The sequence below is a fragment of the Undibacterium sp. Ji83W genome (genome assembly GCF_049340385.1).
Classification (GTDB): domain Bacteria; phylum Pseudomonadota; class Gammaproteobacteria; order Burkholderiales; family Burkholderiaceae_D; genus Undibacterium.
Genome location: NZ_JBMPOZ010000006.1, coordinates 147,830 through 170,552 on the forward strand (window position 1 = coordinate 147,830; position 22,723 = coordinate 170,552).

The 22,723-nt window shown below is 51.7% G+C and carries 21 protein-coding genes; 11 read left to right on the top strand and 10 right to left on the bottom strand.

Translation table 11 applies throughout. The annotated features are described in order from the left end of the window. Positions 1–233: 233 nt before the first annotated feature. The 4 genes from ACO0LD_RS12610 (at position 234) to ACO0LD_RS12625 (ending at position 4,035) form a co-directional block, all read left to right on the top strand. A complete protein-coding gene (locus ACO0LD_RS12610; RefSeq protein WP_423007228.1) occupies positions 234–743 on the top strand; it encodes a DUF2059 domain-containing protein in 510 nt (169 codons plus the stop codon). Between the two features lie 135 nt (positions 744–878). Continuing rightward, positions 879–2,147: a nucleotide disphospho-sugar-binding domain-containing protein gene (locus ACO0LD_RS12615; RefSeq protein ID WP_423007230.1), complete on the top strand. Its 1,269-nt coding sequence runs from the start codon at positions 879–881 to the stop codon at positions 2,145–2,147. A gap of 79 nt (positions 2,148–2,226) precedes the next feature. Next, positions 2,227–2,577, top strand: coding sequence for a hypothetical protein (locus tag ACO0LD_RS12620; RefSeq protein WP_423007232.1), 351 nt, complete (start codon positions 2,227–2,229; stop codon positions 2,575–2,577). A 231-nt stretch (positions 2,578–2,808) separates the two neighbouring features. Next, positions 2,809–4,035: an arabinose transporter gene (locus tag ACO0LD_RS12625; RefSeq protein ID WP_423007234.1), complete on the top strand. Its 1,227-nt coding sequence runs from the start codon at positions 2,809–2,811 to the stop codon at positions 4,033–4,035. A 60-nt stretch (positions 4,036–4,095) separates the two neighbouring features. Here the strand turns inward: ACO0LD_RS12625 and ACO0LD_RS12630 are convergent, their stop codons facing one another. Further along, positions 4,096–4,749 (bottom strand): TetR family transcriptional regulator, encoded by a 654-nt coding sequence (locus tag ACO0LD_RS12630; protein ID WP_423007235.1) that lies wholly within the window; start codon positions 4,747–4,749, stop codon positions 4,096–4,098. 119 nt (positions 4,750–4,868) lie between these two features. Beyond that, on the bottom strand, positions 4,869–8,528 hold the full coding sequence (gene putA, locus ACO0LD_RS12635; protein WP_423007237.1) for a trifunctional transcriptional regulator/proline dehydrogenase/L-glutamate gamma-semialdehyde dehydrogenase: 3,660 nt from the start codon (positions 8,526–8,528) through the stop codon (positions 4,869–4,871). A 150-nt stretch (positions 8,529–8,678) separates the two neighbouring features. Here putA and ACO0LD_RS12640 point away from each other — a divergent pair, with 150 nt between their 5' ends. Next, positions 8,679–9,137, top strand: a complete 459-nt coding sequence (locus ACO0LD_RS12640) for an Lrp/AsnC ligand binding domain-containing protein (protein ID WP_110254407.1) — start codon at positions 8,679–8,681, stop codon at positions 9,135–9,137. A gap of 107 nt (positions 9,138–9,244) precedes the next feature. Here ACO0LD_RS12640 and ACO0LD_RS12645 read toward each other — a convergent pair whose 3' ends face one another. After that, the gene (locus tag ACO0LD_RS12645; RefSeq protein WP_423007239.1) at positions 9,245–9,889 is read right to left on the bottom strand and encodes a LysE family translocator; all 645 of its coding nucleotides are present in this window, start codon (positions 9,887–9,889) and stop codon (positions 9,245–9,247) included. A gap of 337 nt (positions 9,890–10,226) precedes the next feature. Continuing rightward, a complete protein-coding gene (locus tag ACO0LD_RS12650; RefSeq protein ID WP_423007241.1) occupies positions 10,227–10,418 on the bottom strand; it encodes a hypothetical protein in 192 nt (63 codons plus the stop codon). A 187-nt stretch (positions 10,419–10,605) separates the two neighbouring features. Here ACO0LD_RS12650 and ACO0LD_RS12655 point away from each other — a divergent pair, with 187 nt between their 5' ends. Beyond that, positions 10,606–12,435 (top strand): AMP-dependent synthetase/ligase, encoded by a 1,830-nt coding sequence (locus tag ACO0LD_RS12655; RefSeq protein WP_423007243.1) that lies wholly within the window; start codon positions 10,606–10,608, stop codon positions 12,433–12,435. 100 nt (positions 12,436–12,535) lie between these two features. Here ACO0LD_RS12655 and ACO0LD_RS12660 read toward each other — a convergent pair whose 3' ends face one another. Genes ACO0LD_RS12660 through ACO0LD_RS12680 form a run of 5 tightly spaced genes read right to left on the bottom strand, consistent with a single transcriptional unit; the run spans position 12,536 to position 16,706 of the window. Continuing rightward, positions 12,536–13,792, bottom strand: a complete 1,257-nt coding sequence (locus tag ACO0LD_RS12660; RefSeq protein ID WP_423007245.1) for a DUF4214 domain-containing protein — start codon at positions 13,790–13,792, stop codon at positions 12,536–12,538. Between the two features lie 25 nt (positions 13,793–13,817). Continuing rightward, complete coding sequence (locus tag ACO0LD_RS12665) at positions 13,818–14,711, bottom strand: FAD:protein FMN transferase (RefSeq protein ID WP_423007247.1); 894 nt, start codon at positions 14,709–14,711, stop codon at positions 13,818–13,820. Between the two features lie 32 nt (positions 14,712–14,743). Continuing rightward, on the bottom strand, positions 14,744–15,874 hold the full coding sequence (locus ACO0LD_RS12670) for a DUF3570 domain-containing protein (protein WP_423007249.1): 1,131 nt from the start codon (positions 15,872–15,874) through the stop codon (positions 14,744–14,746). A 59-nt stretch (positions 15,875–15,933) separates the two neighbouring features. Then, entirely contained in the window at positions 15,934–16,197 is a 264-nt protein-coding gene (locus ACO0LD_RS12675) for a DUF4266 domain-containing protein (protein WP_423007251.1), read from the bottom strand. Further along, the gene (locus ACO0LD_RS12680; protein ID WP_423007253.1) at positions 16,194–16,706 is read right to left on the bottom strand and encodes a TlpA family protein disulfide reductase; all 513 of its coding nucleotides are present in this window, start codon (positions 16,704–16,706) and stop codon (positions 16,194–16,196) included. Before ACO0LD_RS12680 ends, ACO0LD_RS12675 begins: the two co-directional genes overlap by 4 nt. Before the next feature lie 314 nt (positions 16,707–17,020). Here ACO0LD_RS12680 and ACO0LD_RS12685 point away from each other — a divergent pair, with 314 nt between their 5' ends. The 4 genes from ACO0LD_RS12685 to ACO0LD_RS12700 all read left to right on the top strand — a co-directional run bounded on the left by ACO0LD_RS12685 (position 17,021) and on the right by ACO0LD_RS12700 (position 19,949). Further along, positions 17,021–17,446, top strand: a complete 426-nt coding sequence (locus ACO0LD_RS12685) for a carboxymuconolactone decarboxylase family protein (protein WP_423007254.1) — start codon at positions 17,021–17,023, stop codon at positions 17,444–17,446. A 27-nt stretch (positions 17,447–17,473) separates the two neighbouring features. After that, entirely contained in the window at positions 17,474–17,974 is a 501-nt protein-coding gene (locus ACO0LD_RS12690; protein WP_423007256.1) for a cupin domain-containing protein, read from the top strand. Between the two features lie 156 nt (positions 17,975–18,130). Next, positions 18,131–19,186: a sensor histidine kinase gene (locus tag ACO0LD_RS12695; RefSeq protein WP_423007258.1), complete on the top strand. Its 1,056-nt coding sequence runs from the start codon at positions 18,131–18,133 to the stop codon at positions 19,184–19,186. Positions 19,187–19,205: 19 nt separating this feature from the next. Further along, positions 19,206–19,949, top strand: a complete 744-nt coding sequence (locus tag ACO0LD_RS12700) for a LytR/AlgR family response regulator transcription factor (protein ID WP_423007260.1) — start codon at positions 19,206–19,208, stop codon at positions 19,947–19,949. Between the two features lie 583 nt (positions 19,950–20,532). On the opposite strand, the gene ACO0LD_RS12705 is transcribed toward ACO0LD_RS12700, so the two are convergent. Then, positions 20,533–21,528, bottom strand: coding sequence for a GlxA family transcriptional regulator (locus ACO0LD_RS12705; RefSeq protein ID WP_423007262.1), 996 nt, complete (start codon positions 21,526–21,528; stop codon positions 20,533–20,535). Positions 21,529–21,610: 82 nt separating this feature from the next. Here ACO0LD_RS12705 and ACO0LD_RS12710 point away from each other — a divergent pair, with 82 nt between their 5' ends. Further along, a complete protein-coding gene (locus ACO0LD_RS12710) occupies positions 21,611–22,693 on the top strand; it encodes a DJ-1/PfpI family protein (RefSeq protein ID WP_423007264.1) in 1,083 nt (360 codons plus the stop codon). Positions 22,694–22,723 lie beyond the last annotated feature (30 nt).

The following is a 22,723-nucleotide window of genomic DNA, read 5'->3' on the forward strand; positions in this document are numbered from 1 at the left end:
TTTTGTCCTGTGGATATACAGACTTTTATCACCGCCTTATCATTTGCCTAAACTCTTGATCCTGTGGATGTTTACTGACTTATCCACAGCAACATGCCTGCGTTAACAACTACTACTATTTATATATAAAGTTATTCAAGTTAAAGGTATCCACAGCTCAAAAAAAGCAAAAAAACAAAAGCAAAAAACTGTCGTAGAATCCGTAACTCATTCAATCCTCCTGGGAAAACACCATGAAGCTGTGGTCAAATCTACTGTTCATTAGCCTGCTGGCTTGTGGCACGGCACATGCGGAAAAACCTACAGAGGCATCGGTCAGAGAATTGCTGGTCTTGACGAATAGTCAGCAAATATTGAAAAGTACCGAAGACCAGATGGAGGCTGTCATGAAAAACATGATGAAAGCAGCCTTGAAAGACCAGTCCATCAGTGCTGAGCAGCAAAAAATAATGGATAAATTCAGGGATAAAGTCATGGATATCCACAGGGCAGAAGTGACCTGGGAAAAACTTGAACCTATTTTTGTCGAAATTTATAGCAATTCTCTCAGCCAGGAAGATGTCGATGGCATCAGTGCCTTCTACCGCTCTCCAGCAGGCAGGTCTTATGTCAGCAAAATGCCGGTCGTCATGCAGCAAAGCATGAATGCCATGCAAAAAGTGATTACGCCCATGATGGAAAAGATGTTTGAAGCAGCAAAGAAAATGGGTGAAGAATTACGTGAGTTGAATAAAAATAAGTAATAACGATAAATTTGACACCTGATGGGATGTAATTAGAAGAACTTAAGCAATTTAGCCGATTTATTTAGCTATATAAATTAACAGCTCATTCAATAATTTTTTAAAAAGAAGAGCCTTTGCAAACAGATAAAAATAATGGCTGAATCCAGGCATTTCATTTTCCTGGGAATGGGTACGCTGGGAGATATATTCCCTTTCCTGAGTCTGGCAGTAGAAATGCAGAGACGCGGGCATATTGCCACGATGTTGCTTTCCCCGGTTCATGCCAGACATGCAGAAATGGCAGGTATTCCTTACCAAATACTGGGCACCCAGGCTGAATATGATACGGCCTTGCGTAATCCTGATATGTGGGATACACGCAAAGGCATGGGTATAGTGCTTGAATCATGTAAGCCAGTACTCACTGAGGTTCCAGACTATGTTGCCTTTTTGCCAGTAGAACAAAATTGTGTATTCGTCGCCCATCCCCTGGGTTTGCCTGCAGCAGATATCGTGCGCAGTTTTCGTCCTGATATTCCAATTGTCGCAGCTTACCTGGCACCATCCAATTTAAGGACTGTGCATGATCCCCTGGTCATGGGTGATTTATTAATACCGCGCTGGCTGCCAACATGGATGCGTGAATGGCTATGGGCTTATGCAGACAAGAATTTTATTGATCCGGTTGCTGTTCCCATCATCAATCAAGCCAGGCAAACCAGGAATTTACCGCCAATTAGCAGCCTGCCACCGTATATGTATGCTGCACCAGACTTGAGTATCAGTTTTTTTCCTGCATGGTTTGCTCCAGCGCCGCCAGACTGGCCAAGCCCTATGGTCATGGGAGAATTCCAGTTATACGACAGCAACCCGGATGCAGACTTATCCACAGAGCTGCAAGAATTTCTTGCAGCAGGCGATGCACCACTGATTTTTACCCCGGGATCAGGGAATATACAGGCCAGTCATTATTTTTCATGTGCTCAGCGAGCAGTGCAAAAACTGGGTATGCGGGCAATTTTCCTCAGTTGTCATCGTGAACAGATCCCGGCTAACTTGCCCACCAACATACTTTGGCAAAGCTATTTACCCCTGCGCAGTATCTTGCCACGCGCATCAGCCCTGATACACCATGGTGGCATAGGCACAACAGCAGAAGCACTCAGGGCAGGCACCCCGCAACTGGTGACGCCGCTGGCCTTTGACCAATTCGATAACGCTGCACGTGTGAAGAAATTGGGTGTTGGCGACTATCTGCGCATGTCGCGCCTGACAACAGGCAAATTGTCGCGTAGTTTGTCGCAATTGCTGGGTTCAACATCAATCAAAACCAATTGCGCACTTGTTGCTGAAAAATTCAAGAAATCTGGCCATGCAGATTCTTTATGCAATGCCATTGAAGCGGTAGAATTAAAAAAATAAGTAATCAATTTCAACTGCAAATAGAGTAAAACTCAAATAGCCAGACTTATCCACAGCTTATTATTGCCTATAATTTTTTATGCGCGATTTCAAGTGGTCAGATACAGAAAAGAAAATTGCGCGGGCAGCGTATGACACTGCATTGCAAAAAGAATTGACAGCGATCATGGCGAAATTTAAAGAACTTGCCGTTGCTGTCAACTCACCAGGAGATATGTGGGACATAGAACACTATCTTCAAAATGCAAGGAAAGACATAGATGCAAAATATGTTTATCGTTATTCACGATTGCTGGCATTGCTATCTCAACTGGTGCTTGAAAACCTGATCAAGCGCGAAGACTTACAAAAACTTGCACAAGACAAGCTGGAAATCATAGACAGCTTGTTAGAAAAACATAGAAATTATTTATCTGAAGATGATGAATAATTGACTCAGATTGAATTTCCAAGTACATACAACAAGTGCCTGCGCCGCTATTTAAAACGCGAATACTTTGCGTTTTAAATAAAAAATAAATATCTCTAAAATACGTAAAGCCACGTCCCATCTGGCTTTCAAGGTGACTCAATGTTACCCGGATTACGCGACTATTCGACTTGGATGAAGACTTTTATCATATCCAGCATCAATCACATGATTATGTCTGGAGTTTTTTTTATGTCTTTATCATCTCAATCTTCGCAGCCCTTGTCTGCTGCACCCGCTGCCGTTGGCCGCAGTGTTTTTCTGAAATTGCTGCCTCTGACACTGGCTGTTTTTATCGGCTTCCTGACCATGGGTATGCAGTTACCTGTATTGCCGCTGTACCTGCATAACAGCCTGGGCATGAGTACCCTGGTCGTAGGCCTGGTCATCGGTGCACAATTTACCGTCGCCCTGCTGTCACGTGCATGGGCTGGTAATTTTGCAGATATGCGCGGTGCCAAGCGCGCTGTGGTAACTGGCTTGTTCACCGTCGCCAGTTCTGGTTTTGTCTACCTGGCGTCATTGCCCTTTGTAGCTACACCTGCTGTATCGGTCTGGATATTGCTGGCAGGGCGTGTCTTGCTCGCCATAGGTGAAAGCCTGGTCGTCACAGGGGCCATGGGCTGGGGGATAGGCCTGGTGGGGCCGCAGAATGCTGGCAAGGTGATGGCCTGGGTAGGCATCGCCATTTATGGGGCATTTGCGCTGGGCGCACCAATAGGCGTGGTCGTGAATGCGAACTGGGGCTTTGCTGGGATTTCTATTGGAACTATATGTTCACCACTGGTGGCATTGCTGGTAGCCGCCACTGTGCCAGCGGTGTTACCCACAGCAAGTATCCGTATTCCTTTTTACAAAGTACTGGCTTTGGTGCTGGTACCAGGCATGGGCCTGGCGCTGGCCAGCATAGGTTTTGGTGTGATTACGGCCTTCATTGCTTTGCTGTTTGCGGCAAAAAACTGGGGCAATTCTTCCCTGGCCTTCACGGCCTTTGGTGTGGCTTTCATAGGTGCACGGATATTATTTGGTCATCTGCCAGATAAGCTCGGCGGAGCCAGGGTTGCCCTCGTTAGCGTAGTGATTGAAGCAGCAGGATTACTGCTGATCTGGTCAGCAGATACAAGGACTATTGCTTACCTTGGTGTTGCCCTCACAGGATTTGGTTACTCGCTTGCCTTCCCGGGCTTTGGTGTAGAAGCGGCACGCCGTGCGCCACCGCAAAGCCGTAGCGTTGCCATGGGCGCTTACGTGGCATTCCTGGATATTTCGCTGGGTATTGCCAGTCCGCTGGCTGGCCTTATTGCCGGGCAGTGGGGTGTGCACACAGTATTCCTCGCGGGTGGTGTGGCGGTTGGCTTGTCTTTGCTGGTAGCTGTGCGTTTGCTGGGTAAAGCATCTGCAAGTGCGCAAGGTGCTTGAATTTTGGATGGTGCGCATGGTGCACCCTGCAAAACTGTATTACATAAATTGATCAGGCTTTCATGAAGTCTGATCAATTTCTTTTTTTACTTTGACGCTGCTCAAGTAAACACAAAACATATCGGCCATGGCATCTGCATATTCATCTATCCTGTCGGCAGGATAGCCATTCGCCGAGACATGTTCGCCAGCACTGCTCAGCGTGGTAGAAATCAGTTCCTCAACGATAGAACGTGTTGCCGCTGACGCCTCGGGCAGCAACTCTTCAATAAATACCTGTACGGTATAGTCCCAGTATTGCCATGCTTCTTGTGCTTCCAGGTCATCGTTATACTGCGGCGCGATATCGGTGAGGGCATTACGCATTTCAGCCTCTTCACATTCTGACCGCAAAAAGGCATGGACAAGGGTGCGCAAGCGATCCAGTGGTGCCTGTTGAGCGTCCCGCAGTATGTTGCGTAACATCCCACCAGTCTGCCGCCATTCATCGCTTTGCAAGCGGAACAGGATGGCCGCCTTGTTCGGGAAATACTGATACACAGAACCTACGCTGACACCCGCTCTTTCTGCCACCCGCGCCGTGGTAAATTTTTGTGCCCCTTCCCGCTGCAAAACCTGAAGGGCCGCTTCCAGTATGGTGGCCACCAGATCAGCCGAGCGGCTTTGCTGGGGCCGCTTTCTTGAAGAAATTGGAGGGGTTTGAGGTTTGCTCATGGGAATAAGAAATGAGATTCAGGTTAGTACTTGGGATGATACGCACTATATCCCCCATCTATAAAAAAAGCTCCTGAACACAGGAGCTTTTCCAGTTATAGCGACAGGACAAAAAGTGATCAGGTCGCCAGTGTCATCAAACTCGCATTACCACCGGCAGCCGTGGTATTCACACAGAGTGCCCGCTCTGCCATCAAACGCCACAAAGGTATTTCTGCATGGTCATGGGTTTCAACGACGGAGACGATGGCTTCATCCAGACCGGCAAACAAGAGTTTGTAATGCGACAGCAAGCCGCCCTCGACCAGGGCCAACTGGGCACCGCATTGTTCTGCTTCCGCAGCGATGATGAGCTTGCTGACTTCGGCTGGCAAGCCTGCAGGCAGGATCGCCAGGGTCTGTGCAGGCAGTACAGGCAGGTTGCCAGTCGCCAGCGTCGCCGCCAGCTGGTTGATGGCACAATTGACTGTCGTTGCCGCGCAAAAGATGCGGCCACGTGGCGCAAATGACAGGGTATTGCGCTCACCAGTCGGGCCAGGCAAGACCTGGGTCACTTTGTAAGGGCTGTTGTGGGCATAGTGCTCACCCAGCTCGGCAATTTTTTGATGCCCCTGTTTTTGCGCCCAGACCAGCAAGGCTTCCAGCGCTGGTGGTGACTGGCGTTCATACACGATATGGCCACCCAGGCCAGTCACAGGTGTGCGCTGCAGGCGCTTCAGATACAGCGGGCCACCGGCTTTGGGGCCAGTACCGGATTTGCCTTCCCCACCAAAGGGCTGTACACCCACTACCGCACCAACGATATTGCGGTTCACATAGATATTGCCGACATGGGCGCGGGAGACGATGAAATCGATAGTTTCATCAATACGGGTATGGATGCCCAGGGTCAGCCCAAAACCTGTGCCATTGATCTGGTCTATCAATGCAGGCAAGTCATTGCGCTTGTAGCGCAAGACATGCAGCACCGGGCCGAAGACTTCTTTTTTCAGGTCGGCCAGGTTAGAGATTTCGATGACGGTAGGGGCGACAAAAGTACCGGCGCGGCAAGTGGCTGACAGGTCCAGTGTATAGAAGGACTTGGCCTTGCCACGCATGCCATTGATATGGCTCATCAAATTGTTTTGCGCTTCGGTATCGATGACCGGGCCGATATCGATAGCCAGGCGGTCTGGCTGGCCTATGCGCAATTCCTGCATGGCACCGTGCAGCATTTCTATGGTCTTGTCGGCTATATCTTCTTGCAGGCACAGTACGCGCAGAGCCGAGCAACGCTGGCCGGCACTGTCAAAAGCTGAAGACAAGACATCATTGACGACTTGCTCAGGCAAGGCACTGCTGTCTACGATCATGGCATTCTGGCCACCGGTTTCTGCAATCAGCGGGATATCGATGCCTTCCGCCACAGCGCGTTTCGCCAGCGTGCGGTTGATGATTTGTGCGACTTCAGTCGAGCCAGTAAAGATCACACCCTTGACGCGGTGATCAGCCACCAGTTGCGCGCCAACGACTTCACCCGTACCTGGCAAGAATTGCAGGGCACCACGTGGCACACCTGCTTCATGCATCAGTTGTATGGCGCGGTAGGCGATCAGCGGGGTTTGCTCTGCCGGCTTGGCCAGCACCACATTACCTGCGGCCAGTGCTGCGCTGACTTCACCAATGAAGATGGCCAGCGGGAAGTTCCACGGGCTGATACAGACTACCGGCCCCAGCGCTTGGGTATTTGGCAAACCTTCTACCTGGGCTGCGTAATAGCGCAAAAAGTCTACCGCTTCGCGCACTTCTGCCAAGGCATTCGGCAAGGATTTACCGGCTTCGCGTATTGCGAGTGCCATGAAATCCAGGGTTTGCGCTTCCAGCAAATCTGCCGCTTTTTTAAGGGTGGCGGCGCGTTCTACCGGCGCTGTGGTTTGCCAGTCCATTGCATATTGTTCTGCTGCATGCAGGGCTGTTTGCACATCCTGGGCATCGGCTTCGATGACCTCGCCAACGACATCCAGCTGGTTGGCAGGGTTATTCACAGGGCGCGCTTGCGTCGCAGATACCTGGCCATGCAGGATAGGTGCAGCTATGAGGGACTGCTGGCTGCTTTCGGCAAAGTGTGCGCTGATTTTTTGCAGTTCCAGCTCATTCGAAAAATCCAGGCCAGACGAATTTTTTCTTTCCTTGCCAAACAAATCCTTGGGCAAGGCGATGGCTGCATGCGGTGCGCCACCGAGTTCACGCGAGACCGCGATAGGGTCAGCCAGCATGGATTCTATAGACACATTTTCATCAACGATCTGGTTGACGAAGGAAGAGTTCGCGCCATTTTCCAGCAAGCGGCGTACCAAGTAAGCCAGCAAGGTCTGGTGAGAGCCGACCGGGGCATAAATACGGCAAGGTTTGTCCAGCTTGTCTTTACCTACCACCTGGTCATACAAAGTCTCACCCATGCCATGCAGGCACTGGAATTCATAGTCAGTGATACCGGCTTTTTGTGCCCAGGTATAAATGGTAGACAGAGTCAGGGCGTTATGCGTGGCAAACTGTGGATAAATCACATCAGTGGCGGCCAGCAGTTTCTGCGCGCAAGCCAGGTAAGACAAATCGGTATACACCTTGCGGGTGTAGACCGGGAAACCACTCATGCCATCGACTTGTGAACGCTTGATTTCTGCATCCCAGTATGCACCCTTGACCAGGCGCACCATGAACTTGCTGCCGCTGCGGCGCGCCAGGTCAACCAGGTAATCGATCACGAACGGGCAGCGTTTTTGGTAGCCCTGCACGACAAAACCTATACCTTCAAAACCTTTGAGATCGGCATCAAAGGCCAGTGCTTCCATCAGGTCCAGCGACAATTCCAGCCTGTCGGTTTCTTCTGCATCGATATTCAGGCCTATGTTGTATTGCTTGGCCAGCAACAGCAATTTTTTCAGCAGCGGCAGTAATTCATTCATCGTGCGCTCACGCTGGGCACGGGAATAACGCGGATGCAGGGCAGACAGTTTGACCGAAATGCCGGGGCCATTCTTGATACCGCGGCCATTCGAGGCCTTGCCTATCGCATGGATCGCTGTTTCATAGGCCTTGTAATAGAAGGCAGCATCCTTGGCTGTCAACGCTGCTTCACCCAGCATGTCATAAGAATAACGGTAGCCGCGCTTTTCATTGTCCTGGCTGTTTTTCAGGGCTTCTTCTATGGTCTGGCCGGTGACGAACTGGTTGCCCAGCATGCGCATGGCCATATCAACGCCCTTGCGTATCAGTGGCTCACCACCCTTGGCGATCAGGCGTGTCAGGGCAGAACCCAGGCTTTGTTCGCTATTCGTACTGACCAGCTTGCCAGTCACCAGCAAGCCCCAGGTGGCGGCATTCACAAACAAGGAAGGTGATTCACCCAGATGCTTGCGCCAGTCACCTTTGCTGATCTTGTCGGCAATCAGGCGGTCGGCGGTTTGATGATCGGGGATACGTAACAAGGCCTCGGCCAGGCACATCAGGGCCACGCCTTCTTCTGACGATAATGAAAATTCATGCATCAGGGCATCGACTCCAGAAGCGCGCGTGCGTTGCTGGCGTACATTGCTGACCAGGCGGTGTGCCAGTTCTGCAACACTCTTTTGCTGGTCCTCATGGGCATTTACATTGCCGAGCAGCCATTGCACAGCATCTGGCTCTGATCGGCGGTATGCTTCTGTGATGGCAGTCCTGAGGGGGCTGGCAGGAGGGAGCAGCTCTGCTTGCAGGGCAGAAAAAGGCGAGTTATTAGTTGGCACAGTCATCACAATCATATAAAAATAATCAAAACAAATATGATTTCATTGTATAGATGCTCTTCGATGATTAATTCTGGAAATCAGAACATATATCGAAATTTTCTATTTTGTGAGAAAATTATGCCGAATATTATTAATCACCACACTGACGATTTTTGACTTCTTATGCTCGACAAAATCAGTAAAAGAATTCTGGCCGAATTGCAAAACGATGGCCGTATCAGTAATGTAGAACTGGCAACAAGGGTTAACCTCTCCCCTGCTGCCTGCCTGGAACGCGTGCGCAAGCTGCAAGAGTCCGGCTACATACTAGGATACACAGCCCAGCTCAATCCTCATCTCCTGGATGTGGCCCTGCTGGTTTTCATTGAAGTTGTGCTCGACCGCACGACACCAGACGTGTTCGACGCTTTCCGGCGTGGCGTACAAGCCATCCCTGAAGTGCTGGAATGTCATATGGTGGCGGGTGGTTTTGACTATCTGGTCAAGGCGCGTGTCAAAGACATGAATGCCTACCGCGACTTCCTTGGCAAATCCTTGCTGCAATTGAATGGTGTGCGAGAAACGCATACTTATGCAGTGATGGAAGAAGTTAAAAATACCAGTTGCCTGCCAATTAAATAGGCATTTGATTACTGGTGTTCTTCAGGCTCTTTGGGATCTATCCAGAGCCTGGCATTCATGCCGCATTTCTTAAGGATGCGGCATGTTTTCATTTGCGTGCCTGATTTCTAATGCTTGCCTGACAGCGCCAGCTTGATACCAAAAGAAACAAACATCAGTCCGATAAAGCGGTTCAGCCACAGCGTGACAGCCTGATTGACGCGCATGCGCTGCCTGGCAAATGCCGTCGAGACCGCCAGGAAGTGGCACCACAACATGCCATTGAAATTGAAGATGCAACCCAGGACGATCAGCGCCAGTGGCTTGTTGCTGGCATCGGCGGCGATAAATTGCGGCACAAAAGCCAAAAAGAAAATCGCCACTTTGGGATTCAATACATTCGTCAAAAACCCTTGCATGAAAATCTTGCGGTGGCTGAGTGCGGGCAGGCTGGCTTTAGCCTCAGTGGTCGCGATAGCAGATTTTGCCTTGCTGAACAGCATGGACGTACCAATATACAAAAGATAAGCCGCACCAGCCAGTTTGACAACAGTGAAGGCCGTTGCCGAAGTCGCCAGCAAAGCCGACAAACCCAGCGCCGCCGCCATGATATGGACTAGCGTACCCGTACCTATGCCCAGCGCTGCAGCCGAGCCCGCACGCCAGCCCTGCGTCGCGCTGCGCGTCATGATGAGGATGGAATCGGGGCCTGGAGCGATATTGAGTAAGATACCGGCAATGATGAACTGGACAAGGTCTTGCGTGCCTAACATGGAGAACTCCTGTGTGGGGTGGGGCGGACAAGAACTCGATTATACTGATATTCAATAAACGCTTTGTGAAGTGAATTTTCCATGTTCACCTATTCAACAATGAAATCGTTCTGGCAAAATTTATCCCCGCTCTGGAAAACCCTTACAATCTGCCTTGTGACGGAAGTCATCTTGTTTGGTCTGCTGATAGCACTCAGTCATTCACTCACGTTCACTTTGATCGTGCAAGTAGTAGTGCTGGGGCCACTAAGTCTTTTCCTTGCACCTGCCATCTACAGAAAATATAAAGCCCCTGGCAAAAGAAAAAAGTTTTCACTTTCAAGATGAAGAGAATTAACTACAACTGGGTTTGCCATGCATGTGCCGCAGAGAACGGCAAGTCTTTATTGCAGTGCCAGGCTTGCGGCTGTGTTGCTTTTGCCAGCGTGCAGGCGATGGAAAAACATGCGAAGGGCCAGCGTAAAATTGATTTGCAGATATCGCGTGAAGTCGCAATGACTGTACTGTTTTGGGCTTTTATAGGTGGCATTGCGTTATTCTTCAAATTGGCGACGTAGATTTGAATCCGGCCTTTTGTGCTCCCGCAATAATCCCTTTCCCAATATGTTGCATAATGACGCTTTTAGCAGGCATTTTCGTTTAATTTCGAAAAATTAAAAGTTTTCTCCGGGTCCGGTGGAGACTTGCCGCTTGATATTCAATTTCTTCAGCATTTCATGTCTACCTCTGCGCAAACAACCATATCCCCAGACTTATCCACAGTGCAAACCCTGGCAGAATTATTTGCCTGGCGGGTAGCACAAACTCCTGATGCAGAAGCCTACCGGCAATTTGACGAGCTAAAAGGGCAGTGGATATCTTATTCGTGGCAACAGACGCAAGAACGCATGCAGGGCTTCATCAAAGCTTTGTCACCGCTGGCGCTGGAACACGGTTCACGCGTCGCCATACTGCTGCCAAATGGCTTGCATGCAGTTTGCATGGACCAGGCTGTGCAGGCTTGCGGCTTTGTGCCCGTGCCCATGCATGCGCTGGATAACCCGGCCAGTATTGCCTATATCCTCAGTGATAGCGATGCTGCATTTTTAATCGCCGCGACTGACCGGCAATGGAAAGATATTGCCAGTGCAGGTCTGGAATTGCCCGCCTTGCGCCAGGTGGTGGTGTTGGAAAAGCTGCTGGAGGCTGCAGCCCTGCCAGCCAGTGTCCCTGTCATGCAAATCGATGAATGGCTGGCCAGCGCAGCGCATCTGCAAGCCCCTGTAAAAGGTCCGGCAGCCGATGACCTGGCAGCCCTGGTCTACACCTCGGGCACGACAGGCAAACCCAAGGGTGTCATGCTGACGCATACCAACGTGGTGTCTAACGTCAAGGCAGTTGTCCACAGGGTTTCTCCTGTCATCAGCGATGTGTTTTTATCCTTCCTGCCCTTGTCGCATACCTTTGAGCGCACTGCCGGTTATTACCTGCCAGTGGCGGCGGGTGCCTGCGTTGCCTTCTCGCGCTCGGTCAAGCAATTGCCGCAAGACTTGCTGGAAGTACGGCCGACAATCTTGATTTCTGTGCCGCGTATTTATGAACGTGTATATGGCGTGATCCAGACCAAGCTGTCGGCATCAAAACTCCAGGCGAATTTGTTCAATCTGGCGATTGCCACGGGCTGGCGTCGTTTCAGCCGTGAACAGGGCTTGCTCAAGGGTGACGGAATGACAGCCTTGCTGGATGGCCTGCGCTGGCTGGTGCTGGAACCGCTGATTGCCAGCAAGCTCAAGAACCAGTTTGGTGGCCGCTTACGGGTTGCCGTCAGCGGTGGTGCGGCCTTGTCGCAGACGATTTCACAATGCTTCCTGGGCCTGGGCATACCCATCGTACAGGGTTATGGCATGACCGAGACTGCGCCTGTGGTTTCCTTTAACGCACCAGATGATAATGACCCTGCCACCGTTGGCCGCGCTGTCGAAAATGTGGAAGTACGCATAGGCGAGAATGCAGAATTACAGGTACGTGGCCCGAATGTCATGCGCGGTTACTGGAAACGGGAAGAAGACACAGTCAAGACCTTTATCGATGGCTGGCTGCGTACTGGTGACCAGGCTTCTATCGTCGATGGCCGCGTGCGTATTTTGGGACGTGTGAAAGAAATCATCGTCACGTCTACAGGTGAAAAAATCGCTCCGGTTGATCTGGAACTGGCGATCATGAATGACGTGGTGTTTGAGCAGGCATATGCATTTGGTGAGAATTCACCGTTTATTGCCTGCGCTGTTGTGCTGAGTCGTGCGTATTGGCTGGAGCTGTCCAGCTCGCTGGGCCTGAACCCGGATGATGCCGCCAGCCTGAAATCACCGCAGGCGCAAAAAGCTGTCGTGCAGCGTATCAAGGCGCTGACGAAGAATTTTCCCTACTACGCGCAGCCGCGGGCCGCTATTTTGACGCTGGAACCCTGGACAGTGGAAAATACCCTGATCACCCCTACCCTGAAGCTCAAGCGCAATAATTTGCTGGCGCATTTTGCTGCGGATATTGAGGCTGTTTATAAGAGGTAAAAAGAAAAGGTAAGCGCAGAGGTAACGCAGGGGTAAATACCGGCTTATCCACAAGGACGGATGCTGCAGGCCTGCAGCATCCGTTTTGAAAGTCAGCAAGTCAGCCAAACGGAATAAAGTCTATGCCGTTCTGTATTTTGGCGATCACCTGCACCTGATTTTCTGTACTCTCACTAAAGCTGGCGAGTATGTCGGCCCGTGTCATACCCTTGCTGACCTGCCCATTCCAGTAATCAAAGCCTGCCTGGTCTGGCGTCCGGTGCAGCACATTGCTGTACAGGGCAGTCAGGAAGGCATTGTCAGAGATATTCGCCCCATACAATTGCTTGAACTCGGCCGAAATGACAAAGCTGGCGGCAACCTGGTTGAGGGTTGATCCCTTATCCATCTGCCCTATCCAGTAACCCAGCCCGGCCAGATCCGGCGTGCGGTTGAAGGCGGCCTGGTAAATGCGGTAAGCCACGCCAGCCGTGCTATTGATATCCAGCGCTACCGACATGTCGGCAAACTGTAAACGTTCTACCTGATTGACAGTATCTGTACCCTCGGCCCCGGTTTTATCCTGCACGGTAAAATTCGTACCTGAGGCGGTAACGTTAAAGTCAGCACGTTTGCCTGCATAAAGCGCTATATCCAGGCCAGCGCCGCCATTGATGATGTCATTTCCGGCCAGGCCGTTGAAACTGTCATTGCCTGCGGTACCTGTCAGGGTGTCACTGCCTGCCGTGCCTACAATGCCGCCTGGCACAACCTTGGCCACCGTGGTGAAAGAATAAGTACTGGTACCGATGAAGTTATTACCCGCAACATCCTTGATCGCACCAGAAGGAATGGACAGTTTGTAAGTGCTGCCATTATTCAAGTCATTGGTCGGGTTGATGGTGACAGTATTGCCGTTGACCGTGACATTGCTGCTTTGTGCGATGTTGTAGTTGGCCACCACGCTGCCATCGGCATTCATGAGGCTGATGGTGCCACTGCCAGCAGTGACGGTCTCACTGAAGGTCAGCACGATGTCGCTATTGGTTGCGACACTGGTTGCCAGTGTGGCTGGGCTAAAGCTGATGACTGTAGGCGGTGTGGTATCGCCAAAGAAACTCAGCAAATCCAGCACATCCTTGCCGTTATTGAAGACCAGCCTTTCCATGTTGAGCAGCGTCGCATGCAACTCACCGCTGGCGCCAGAGAGAGTATCGACATGAACGGAACCATCCGCTGCCAGCGTGATCTTGTACTCCGAACGCAGCGAAGTACCAAGATTGAGCGTGTCTATACCTCCCTTGCCATCTAGCGTAAAGGTCGAAGGATTAATAACGGTCCAGGTGTTGTTGCCGTCGTCGCCAACTATTGTTGCCATGATAAATACCCCTTAAATGCTCTGTTCAGGCAGTAGCCTGAGTGTGTACTTTGCCCTGTTGATCAATTGCCAGAAAACGTAATCCGGTTTTCTGCAAATACGCCAGTGCATCTGCTTCTTTCAACATGCCTATCGTAGTGCAACTGCCAGCCAGCGCCGCCAATGGCGCCAGCACGCTGATGCTGCGCCAGTGGCTGACCGGCATGCCGGTATGTGGATTCAGGATATGGCAATAACGTTGCCCGCCCACTTCAAAATATCTTTCATAATCACCACTGGTGGCCAGCGCTCCTGTCGTCAAAGGGATGCTGGCAGCGATCTTGTCCTGCTCGCGCGGGTCTTGTATGCCCATGACCCAGGCTTGCTCGTCTGGTTTGGGGCCAAGTACCCGTATATCGCCACCCAGATTGACATAGCCATGCGTCACACCGGCAGCCTGCAACACTGCTGCGGCCCGGTCTGCCGCATATTCCTTGCCAAAGCCACCAAAATCGATTTCCATACCTGCCAGCGGCAATCTGAGTTTGTTACTTGTGCGCTCCACCTTTGTCCAGCCTATACGCTGGCACAAGGACTGCAATTCATCTGTTGCCGGCACCCGCTGGCTCTTGAAATCCCATGCCTGGCGCAAGATGCCTGCCGTGATGTCGAACAAGCCATCACTGGCCTGGTGCAGGGCCTGGGCATAATCAAACAAGGCCACGGTTTCTTCATCACAGGCCACTGCATCACCCCCGGCCTGGCTATTGATGCGCGAGACTATGCTGTCTGGCCGATAACGCGAATACTTGACTTCTATCCTTCTTACTTCTGCAATCGCCTCCTGTGCCTTGGCAAACATCAGCTGTTCATCGGTATCAACGATCACGACTTCACAGCTACTGGCCATGGCCTTGAAAGGGATGCGGTAAATCTGCATAAAAACCTGAACTCAATAACTAAATTCAATAACTAAAACTGGCGCGACAGTCCGACTTGTATGGTCTTGGCATCAAATGGCAATAAGCCAGTGCTGCCACTGCCAAACAAACGGTATGAAGCGCGCTGCTGGTATTGCTCAAATTTCACATCGACCTGCCAGTCTTCATTGATCTGCTTGGCCAGCTTGATACCGACAGTACGTGCGCCATAGGCCGAGACTCTCTGGTCTTCGGAATAATTCTGCGCACCATCTGGCGGGTTGGGGGCAAACGGATAAATATCTGGCTGTGCATCTACGTAAAAACTGGCAGCGCTCTGGCTGTAAAAGCGCAGTATCGGCGTCACACTCCAGCCCTGTCCAAACGGCTGGGTATATTCCAGGTTGAAGGTATGCGACCTGATCTTCCAGCTATCGCCAAAATAGCGGTAGCTGACGCGCGCACTGCCACCTGTGGCATCAAAATGGTGGTTCCAGCGAGTTAATAAGGTGTAGCTATTGCGCTCATCCGGGCGCTTGTCAAAAGCCTTGTAGGGATCAGACAAATAACCTTTGGCATGGGCCAGGCCAAGGTTGATCTGCACAATATCATTCATGCTCATGACCTGGGTCAGGCCCAGCAAGGCATCGGTCACCTGTTTGTTTTCACCCCTGACCTTGCCGGTGGAGGCGCTGACAGTATCATTGGCAAAACCCAGGCCTGCAGTCCAGGTAGTATTTTTGTCTTCACTGAACTGGCTGCCCTGTAGCGACATGCCGCGCGAAATATAATCTGATTCGCTCGATGTGCTGGCACCCAGGGTCAGGGTATGGTGGGAGAAATAACGGGTGACTTCAGCATCCAGTGCCCTGCGAAAGTCCCTGAGCTTGACCAGGCCATAGCTATGGAAGGCTGGCGAGGCACCAGAAATACTGTCCGTCACATAAGTCGCACCGACTGACCATTCATCCGACAGCGGTGCCATGATCTTGAGCGCACTGGCCTGCACCTTGACGCGGTCCTCACCAGGCTGGCTGTCTTTATAGTCAAGTAATTTCAGGCTGATAACACCCTTGTCTGGTGCCGATTCTGCATGGGCAGCCTGCATCATGGGCAGGGCCAGCGCGGCTGCCAGCAAAGTAGTTGCCAGATTGTCAGGTGTTCTGGAAGTGACTGGTTTCATGCTTTTTTCCTGAGTCTTATCCAAGCTTGTTCTTCAATTTCATGCTTCAATTTTATTCTTTAATTGCAACCACAACCGCCACCGCCAACACCGCTGCCACCAAAGGCAGATTCCTTGCTGGAATAAGTATGTTCGGCAAATTTGTTTTCCAGCACGTCGTGGTCGAAGGTCATTTCCTTCTTGGCCAGCTTGCCTTTTTCCCAAGGCTGTACGGCTTGCACCAACTGCATATTGCCGCAGGCTGTGCATGACAGCACCAGGCCGAGCAGAGCAAGCAGGGTCAGTTTATGCAGATGTTTGAAGTTGCCACATTGTTTCATCATTTACTCCCCAGACTTGCCACGATGGCCTGTTCGATTTTAGCCTTGCTGGCTTCATTAAAGCCCGCATGCTGCGACAGTATCTTGCCATCCCTGTCTATCAATATGCTGCTGGGCATGCCCTTGATTTCATACTGGCGAGGCATAAGGCCCTTAGGGTCATAGGCTATATGAAAATTGCCAGGAGTGGCTTTTAAAAATTCCAGCGCATCTTCCTGTTTGGTATCCAGATTGATAGCTACTACCTGCAAACCTTGCGCACCGTATTTGCTTTGCAGCGCATTCATCCAGGGAAAGGATTGCTTGCAAGGCCCGCACCAGGAAGCCCAGAAATCCAGATAGACGACTTTGCCGCGATAATCAGCCAGTTGTATATTGCCCTTGCTGCCCTGAGCAGTAAATTCCGGTGCCGGTTTGCCGGTTTCCAGCGCCAGCGCTGGCGCACTTAAGCCCAAGGCGAAAGCCAGGGATGTCGCTGCCGATATTGCCGTCTTCAGATTCAGAAGTTTCATGGTGCTGCCTTGCCTGTCTTGCAGGATAAGTTGTTGCCGATGCTGCATAAGCAGCTTGCGCTAATATCCATCATAAGCCTTGTGCAGCGCAAATAAATCTTGGCTTAGGTAAAGATACCGGGTTTTCTGTAATGAACTGTAACGGGAGTATGTACTTAAAACAAGTCTGCCCTCAAACAAGTTTCCAAATTAACATATTTTCCCTTGAAAACAGCATTGCTACCTAAAAACAACAAATTGCATTGCCGTTTTGACCCCTTCCGCTGTTCTGGCTAGCATGCCTTTACAGAAAACCATATGGAGCCCATATAGCAATGGATAAGCAAACAGATTCGCAAACAGATCAGCAGTTTCAAGATGGCCTGCACATACGCAAACAAGTCATGGGTGATGCCTTTGTGGAAAAGGCATTCAGCAATACTGATGCCTTTACTGCACCCCTGCAGGAATTTGTCACTCGTAATGCCTGGGGCACGGTCTGGTGCCGTAATGGCCTGGATTTAAAAACCCGCAGCCTGATCACGCTCTCGATGCTGACAGCCCTGGGACGTGCACACGAGATCAAGGGTCATGTACGCGGCGCTGTTAATAACGGCGCAAGCATGAAAGAAATACAAGAAGTACTATTACATGCCAGCGTGTATTGCGGCATGCCGCTGGCCATCGATGCCTACCGTTCCGCCCATGAAGTCTTGCTGGAGATGGGAAAAATAGACGCAGACCAGCCGGATCACGCATAGCCACCTGATATTCCTAAGGAAGCAGATATGACAGAGAAAAGAAAAGCCATCGCACTCACTGAAGACGGGGTAACCCGTCCGTTTGCGGTGGAGGATGTACCCTGGGATGAATATTCCCACGGCCAGAGTTTTGGTTCACGTTATCGCCAGCTAGGCCAATATGGCGGCTGCCAGCATGTAGGCGTGAGCCTGGAAGAACTGGCTCCCGGTAAACTTGCCTGCCCCAACCATTATCATTATCTGGAAGAAGAACAATTGATGATGCTGGACGGCAGCCTGACCCTGCGTATGGGCGAGCAGACTTATGTCATGAAGGCGGGGGATTACATGGTATTCCCGGCCGGGCAAAAGGTGGGCCACAGTCTGTTCAATCACACCGATGCAGTATGTCGTTATCTGGTCATAGGCGAGCGTAATCCCCATGATGTGATTGTTTATCCTGATAGCAACCGTATCAGTGTGGTGCTGGCTGGTGAAGGCTATGACAAGGCGGCGACGCTGGAATACTGGGAGCGCGAGAAAGATTGAAGGGATTGAAAAGGATTAATCAGTGGCGCAAGCTTTGCAACTAAGTTCCCTAATTCCTCATTTGGTGTCATCACCGTAGCTGTCCGGCAAGAATTGCCGGATACTGCATGCATGGCTCAGATTTGTGGATTGTGGAAAGGATAGGTAATGCGCCGCATGTGGCTTTTTTATACTTTGGCATGGATAGCATATTCCATACTGATCGCGTTTGCGATACAGATTGATGGCCTGTCCAAAGGGCAATTCGATTTGCAGCTGGCGCTGTATTCCGAAATCAATACTTTGCCAGCGGCCGTGACCCTGGCTTTTATCTGGCCCCTGACTGGCCTGATAGAACGCAAGGGTTTGCGGCCTGTCAGTATCGTGTTCATCCATATCCTGTTGTCCGTGGTATTCGGTTTTTTCTGGCATTATCTGGTCAGTGGTTTCATGCAAATGATAGTGCATGTCAGAGAGGTAGAAGAAGTCCGCCCCCTGAGTGCCTATATCTGGCCCTTCCTGTACAGCCTGATGATGTATGGCGTAGTTGCCGCTATTTTTCATTCAGTGCGTTCCAGCGAGGCACGCCGCATGCAGGCACTGGCCGCGACCCAGGCCCAGGGTTTGCTGGTGGTGGCGGAGCTGGCCAGCTTGCGCAATAAACTCAATCCCCACTTCCTGTTCAACACTTTGCATTCCATCATTGCCCTCATGCGCAAGGATGGCAAGGCGGCTGAGGCCGCGCTATTCCGCTTTTCCGACATGCTGCGCTATGTGCTCGATAGCGAGAAAAACGGTACCACTCATGTCGCCCTTGAAGAAGAATTGAATTTCGTGCGTGATTACCTGAACCTGGAAGCCTTGCGCCTGGGACACAGGTTAAACGTCAACTGGCAGCTTGATGAAATGGCGGGCGGATTTGGTCTGCCAGCGCTGAGCGTGCAACCGCTGGTAGAAAACAGTATCAAACATGCCTTCAACCCGCGCGCCCAGCCTGGCAACTTGCTCATCAAGACCAGGCTCAAGGCCCTGCATGGCGAACTGGAAATTACCATCCGCGATGATGGCCCCGGAGCAGACCTGGCAGAAGTGCAGGCTTCCAGCGGCATAGGCGTGAAAACCGTAGAGCGCCGCCTGCACCTTGAATATGGCGGGCGTGCCAGTTTCACCATCAATACTGCACCTGGACAGGGTTTTGAAATATGCTTGACGATACCTATCTCTTCGTTGTGACGCTTGGTTGGACTACATCATGAGCAAAATAAAAACCGCCTTTATCGCAGAAGACGAACCACTGGCCCGCGAAGTCTTGCGTGATGCCGTCAGCGACAGACCAGAACTTAGCCTCATCGGTGAAGCTGCCGATGGCGTCACTGCCCTCACGCAAATCAATTTGCTAAAACCTGACGTGGTTTTCATGGACATACAAATGCCCGAGATGACTGGCCTGGAAGTCTTGCGCCGCCTCAGCCATTTACCCGAAATCGTCTTCACCACAGCGTATGACCAGTATGCCGTTACTGCCTTTGAACTGCATGCAGTTGATTACCTGCTCAAGCCTTTCACACGTGAGCGTTTTGATGCCGCCGTAGATCGTTTGCTGGATGCGCCACCATCCATGCAAGCCATGGAGCACGCGCTGAACCTGGCTGCTGGCCGTGAAACCAGCCGGCTGGAACGCATCCTCGTGCGCGACCGGGGCCATATCTTCCCGGTCAATGTGAATGACATCGCCTACCTCAAGGCCGATGCAAAATACACCGCCATCATCGTCGGTGACAGGACGCATCTGGTCAGGCTGGGCATCACCGAACTGGAAACCCGGCTGGACCCGGCGCGCTTCATACGCATACACCGTTCGCTGCTGGTGAACCTGGATTTTGTCGAGTCCATGAAGGCCGATGAGCAATCGCAATTGCGTTTGCATATGCGCGATGGGAGTGTGTTGCTGGCGAACCGGGAGGCTTCGAGGATGTTGCGGGATATGTCGATTTGAATTTTTGCCACGCATCTCTAAGCCGCTTGCAAGCGGCGCGGTGGGGAAGGTTGGGATGAGGATGGGGTTCTTTCGATAAACGGCAATCATAAGTTCGTCGCGTAGGTTGGGCCGGGCCTCGCTAGGCTACGCTTTATCAGCCCAACACTGGGCTTATCAAGCACGTATTCGTCGCTGTGAAAGCTGGAAACCACAGGGCTGGAGCCCAGCGGCGTTCGTTGCCTACTTGAGTCGTTATTAAAGCGGTTATCCTCCGTGGACACAAGCCGGGTCTCGGCCCGGCGGCCGAAATACTTTCTTTGCGTCGCCAAAGAACGTATTCAAAGAAAGGCGACCCAGGCGTAGTCGCCCCTAAAGGGGTTCCCGTTTGTGCAGTACAAAAAATGGGAAGATCCGAAACTCGCTTCGCTCAGACAGCGGCTCTTCTTAATCCATTTTCTGTACCGCACAAACGGCGCCTACACATGGGAACTGCGGAAAATCAAAAGCAACTGCAACCCCAAAGCAAAACCCAACAGCAACGTCAATGCGATCGCTGCCTGACTTCATTTGTAACACTTGGCCACGTATTCATTATCTGTTCTCAACCCAAACCCCCAAACCTCTCCCTGAAAAACCCTGGCGTAATCCCCAGATGTTTCATGAAACTGCGATGCAATGTATCCAGACTGTTATAGCCAGACCGATCTGCAATTCTTGCTAGTGGCCAAGTGGTAGTGACCAACAAATTCTTGGCAAACTCCAGACGGGCGGCTTCTACAAAGCGGGCCGGAGTGCTGCCGGTTTCTTGCTGGAAGATACGTGAGAAAGTACGTTCGCTCATGCACACGCGGGCGGCAAGTGCCGGGGTGCGCAGGTCGCCAGTGGGCTGGGCGAGGATATCGCTGAGCAATTGCTGCAGGCGCGGGCTGGCCTGGGTTTGTGATGAGATTTGGGTTTGCAGGGTGTGGCTGTATTGTGATTGTCCACCGGCGCGGCGCATATACAGTACCAGTTCACGCGCAACTGCCAGACTAAGGGCCGGGCCGCCGTCGGCTTCCAGCAGGGACAGGCAGAGGTCTATGCCTGCGGTCACACCTGCTGAAGTATAGATGGGGCCGTCGGCGGTGAAGATGGCGTCGGCATCCAGTTTCACCTCTGGGAACAGTTTTTGCAGCAGCGCGCAGCTATTCCAGTGCGTAGTGGCACGGCGGCCATTCAGCAAGCCAGCAGCGGCCAGTACCAGTGCGCCGGTACAGACGCTGGCGATGCGGCGGGTGTTTTTACTGCGTGCCTGCAGCCAGGGCAGCAGGATATTTTCAGCAGCAGCCTCCCGCATCGCAGCTTCACTGCCGCCGGTGACGATGATGGTATCGATCTCTGTGGGCAAATCCCTGAGTGCGCATACCCCATGTATTTCCAGCCCGGCGTTAGTAGTGATACTGCCGCCCTGTGGGCTGGCAACGATCAGGTGATAGGCCGGCATGCCGTGCGGTCTGTGTTGATTGGCGACAGCAAATACTTCCATGGGGCCACTCAGGTCCAGGCTTTGTACGCCATTCAGAGTGATGAAGACTGTGGTGCGAGTATTGTTATTCATGGCAGAATTTGCGACAAAATTGGCATTTCAGCCAAGATGTTGATGATTATAGTGTGCCTGTGGATAAATCCCCGGTGTACTGATGAAAACAAAAATCTTGTTGTTCCTGTTACTGACCTTGAGCTTTTCCCTGACTTCTGCTGATACCTTGTCCGCGCCTTTACCTGCCTATCAGCCACGTTTTGGCCGCGACAAGCCTGTCATTGCCGTGGTAGTGGATAATGAAATGACCGAGCTGACGGATTTTGTCGTGCCTTATGCGGTACTCAAGGCTTCAGGTGTGGCGCAGGTCTTTTCAGTGGCGACGGGCAGCGGCGTGGTGAACCTGTATCCGGCACTGAAAATGCAGGCACAGGCAAGCATGGCAGAATTTGACCAGACTTATCCACAGGGGGCTGATTATGTCATCGTACCGGCTGTGCACAATGTGCAGGCAGCAGTCTTGCAAAACTGGGTCAAGGCACAGTCTGCCAGGGGCGCAGTGATCGTCGGCATCTGCGATGGCGTGTGGGTTCTGGCGCATGCGGGTTTGCTCGACAAGCACCGCGCTGTTGGTTTCTGGTATTCCATGGATGGTTTGCAAAAACAATTCCCAACCACGACCTGGGTGCGCAATCAACGCTACCTGGCCGATGGCAAGATCATCACCACGACCGGGGTGACGGCATCTTTGCCTGCATCGCTGGCTCTGGTCGCAGCGTTTGCAGGCCACGAGCGTGCCACTACCCTGGCAAATGAGCTGGGGATAAGAAACTACTTATCCACGCACGATAGCCAGCAATTTCGCCTGAGTGCTGCCCATATCACCACCATCGCCAGCAACTGGCTGCGCTTCTGGTCGCATGAAGAAATCGCCCTGCCACTCAGCGATGGCGTCAATGACATCGCCCTGGCCCTGTATGCCGATGCCTGGTCGCGCACCTACCGCTCGCAAGTGAAAACCTATGCCAGTAGCATGCAGGCTGTGAATACGCGGTATGGTTTGCAATTGCTGCCGGATGCAGTGGCTGATGTACCTGCCATGGACAGCTTGAAAAAAGAACACAACTGGCTGGCTGACATCGCCACGGCCAAAGCCATGGACAGGGCCTTGCAGGAGATAGGCAAGGCTTACGGGCTGGCGACCAGGGCGCTGGTCAGCACCTTCATGGAATATCCACAATAGAAGAATCGGGGAACCAAGTCATTGTATTCA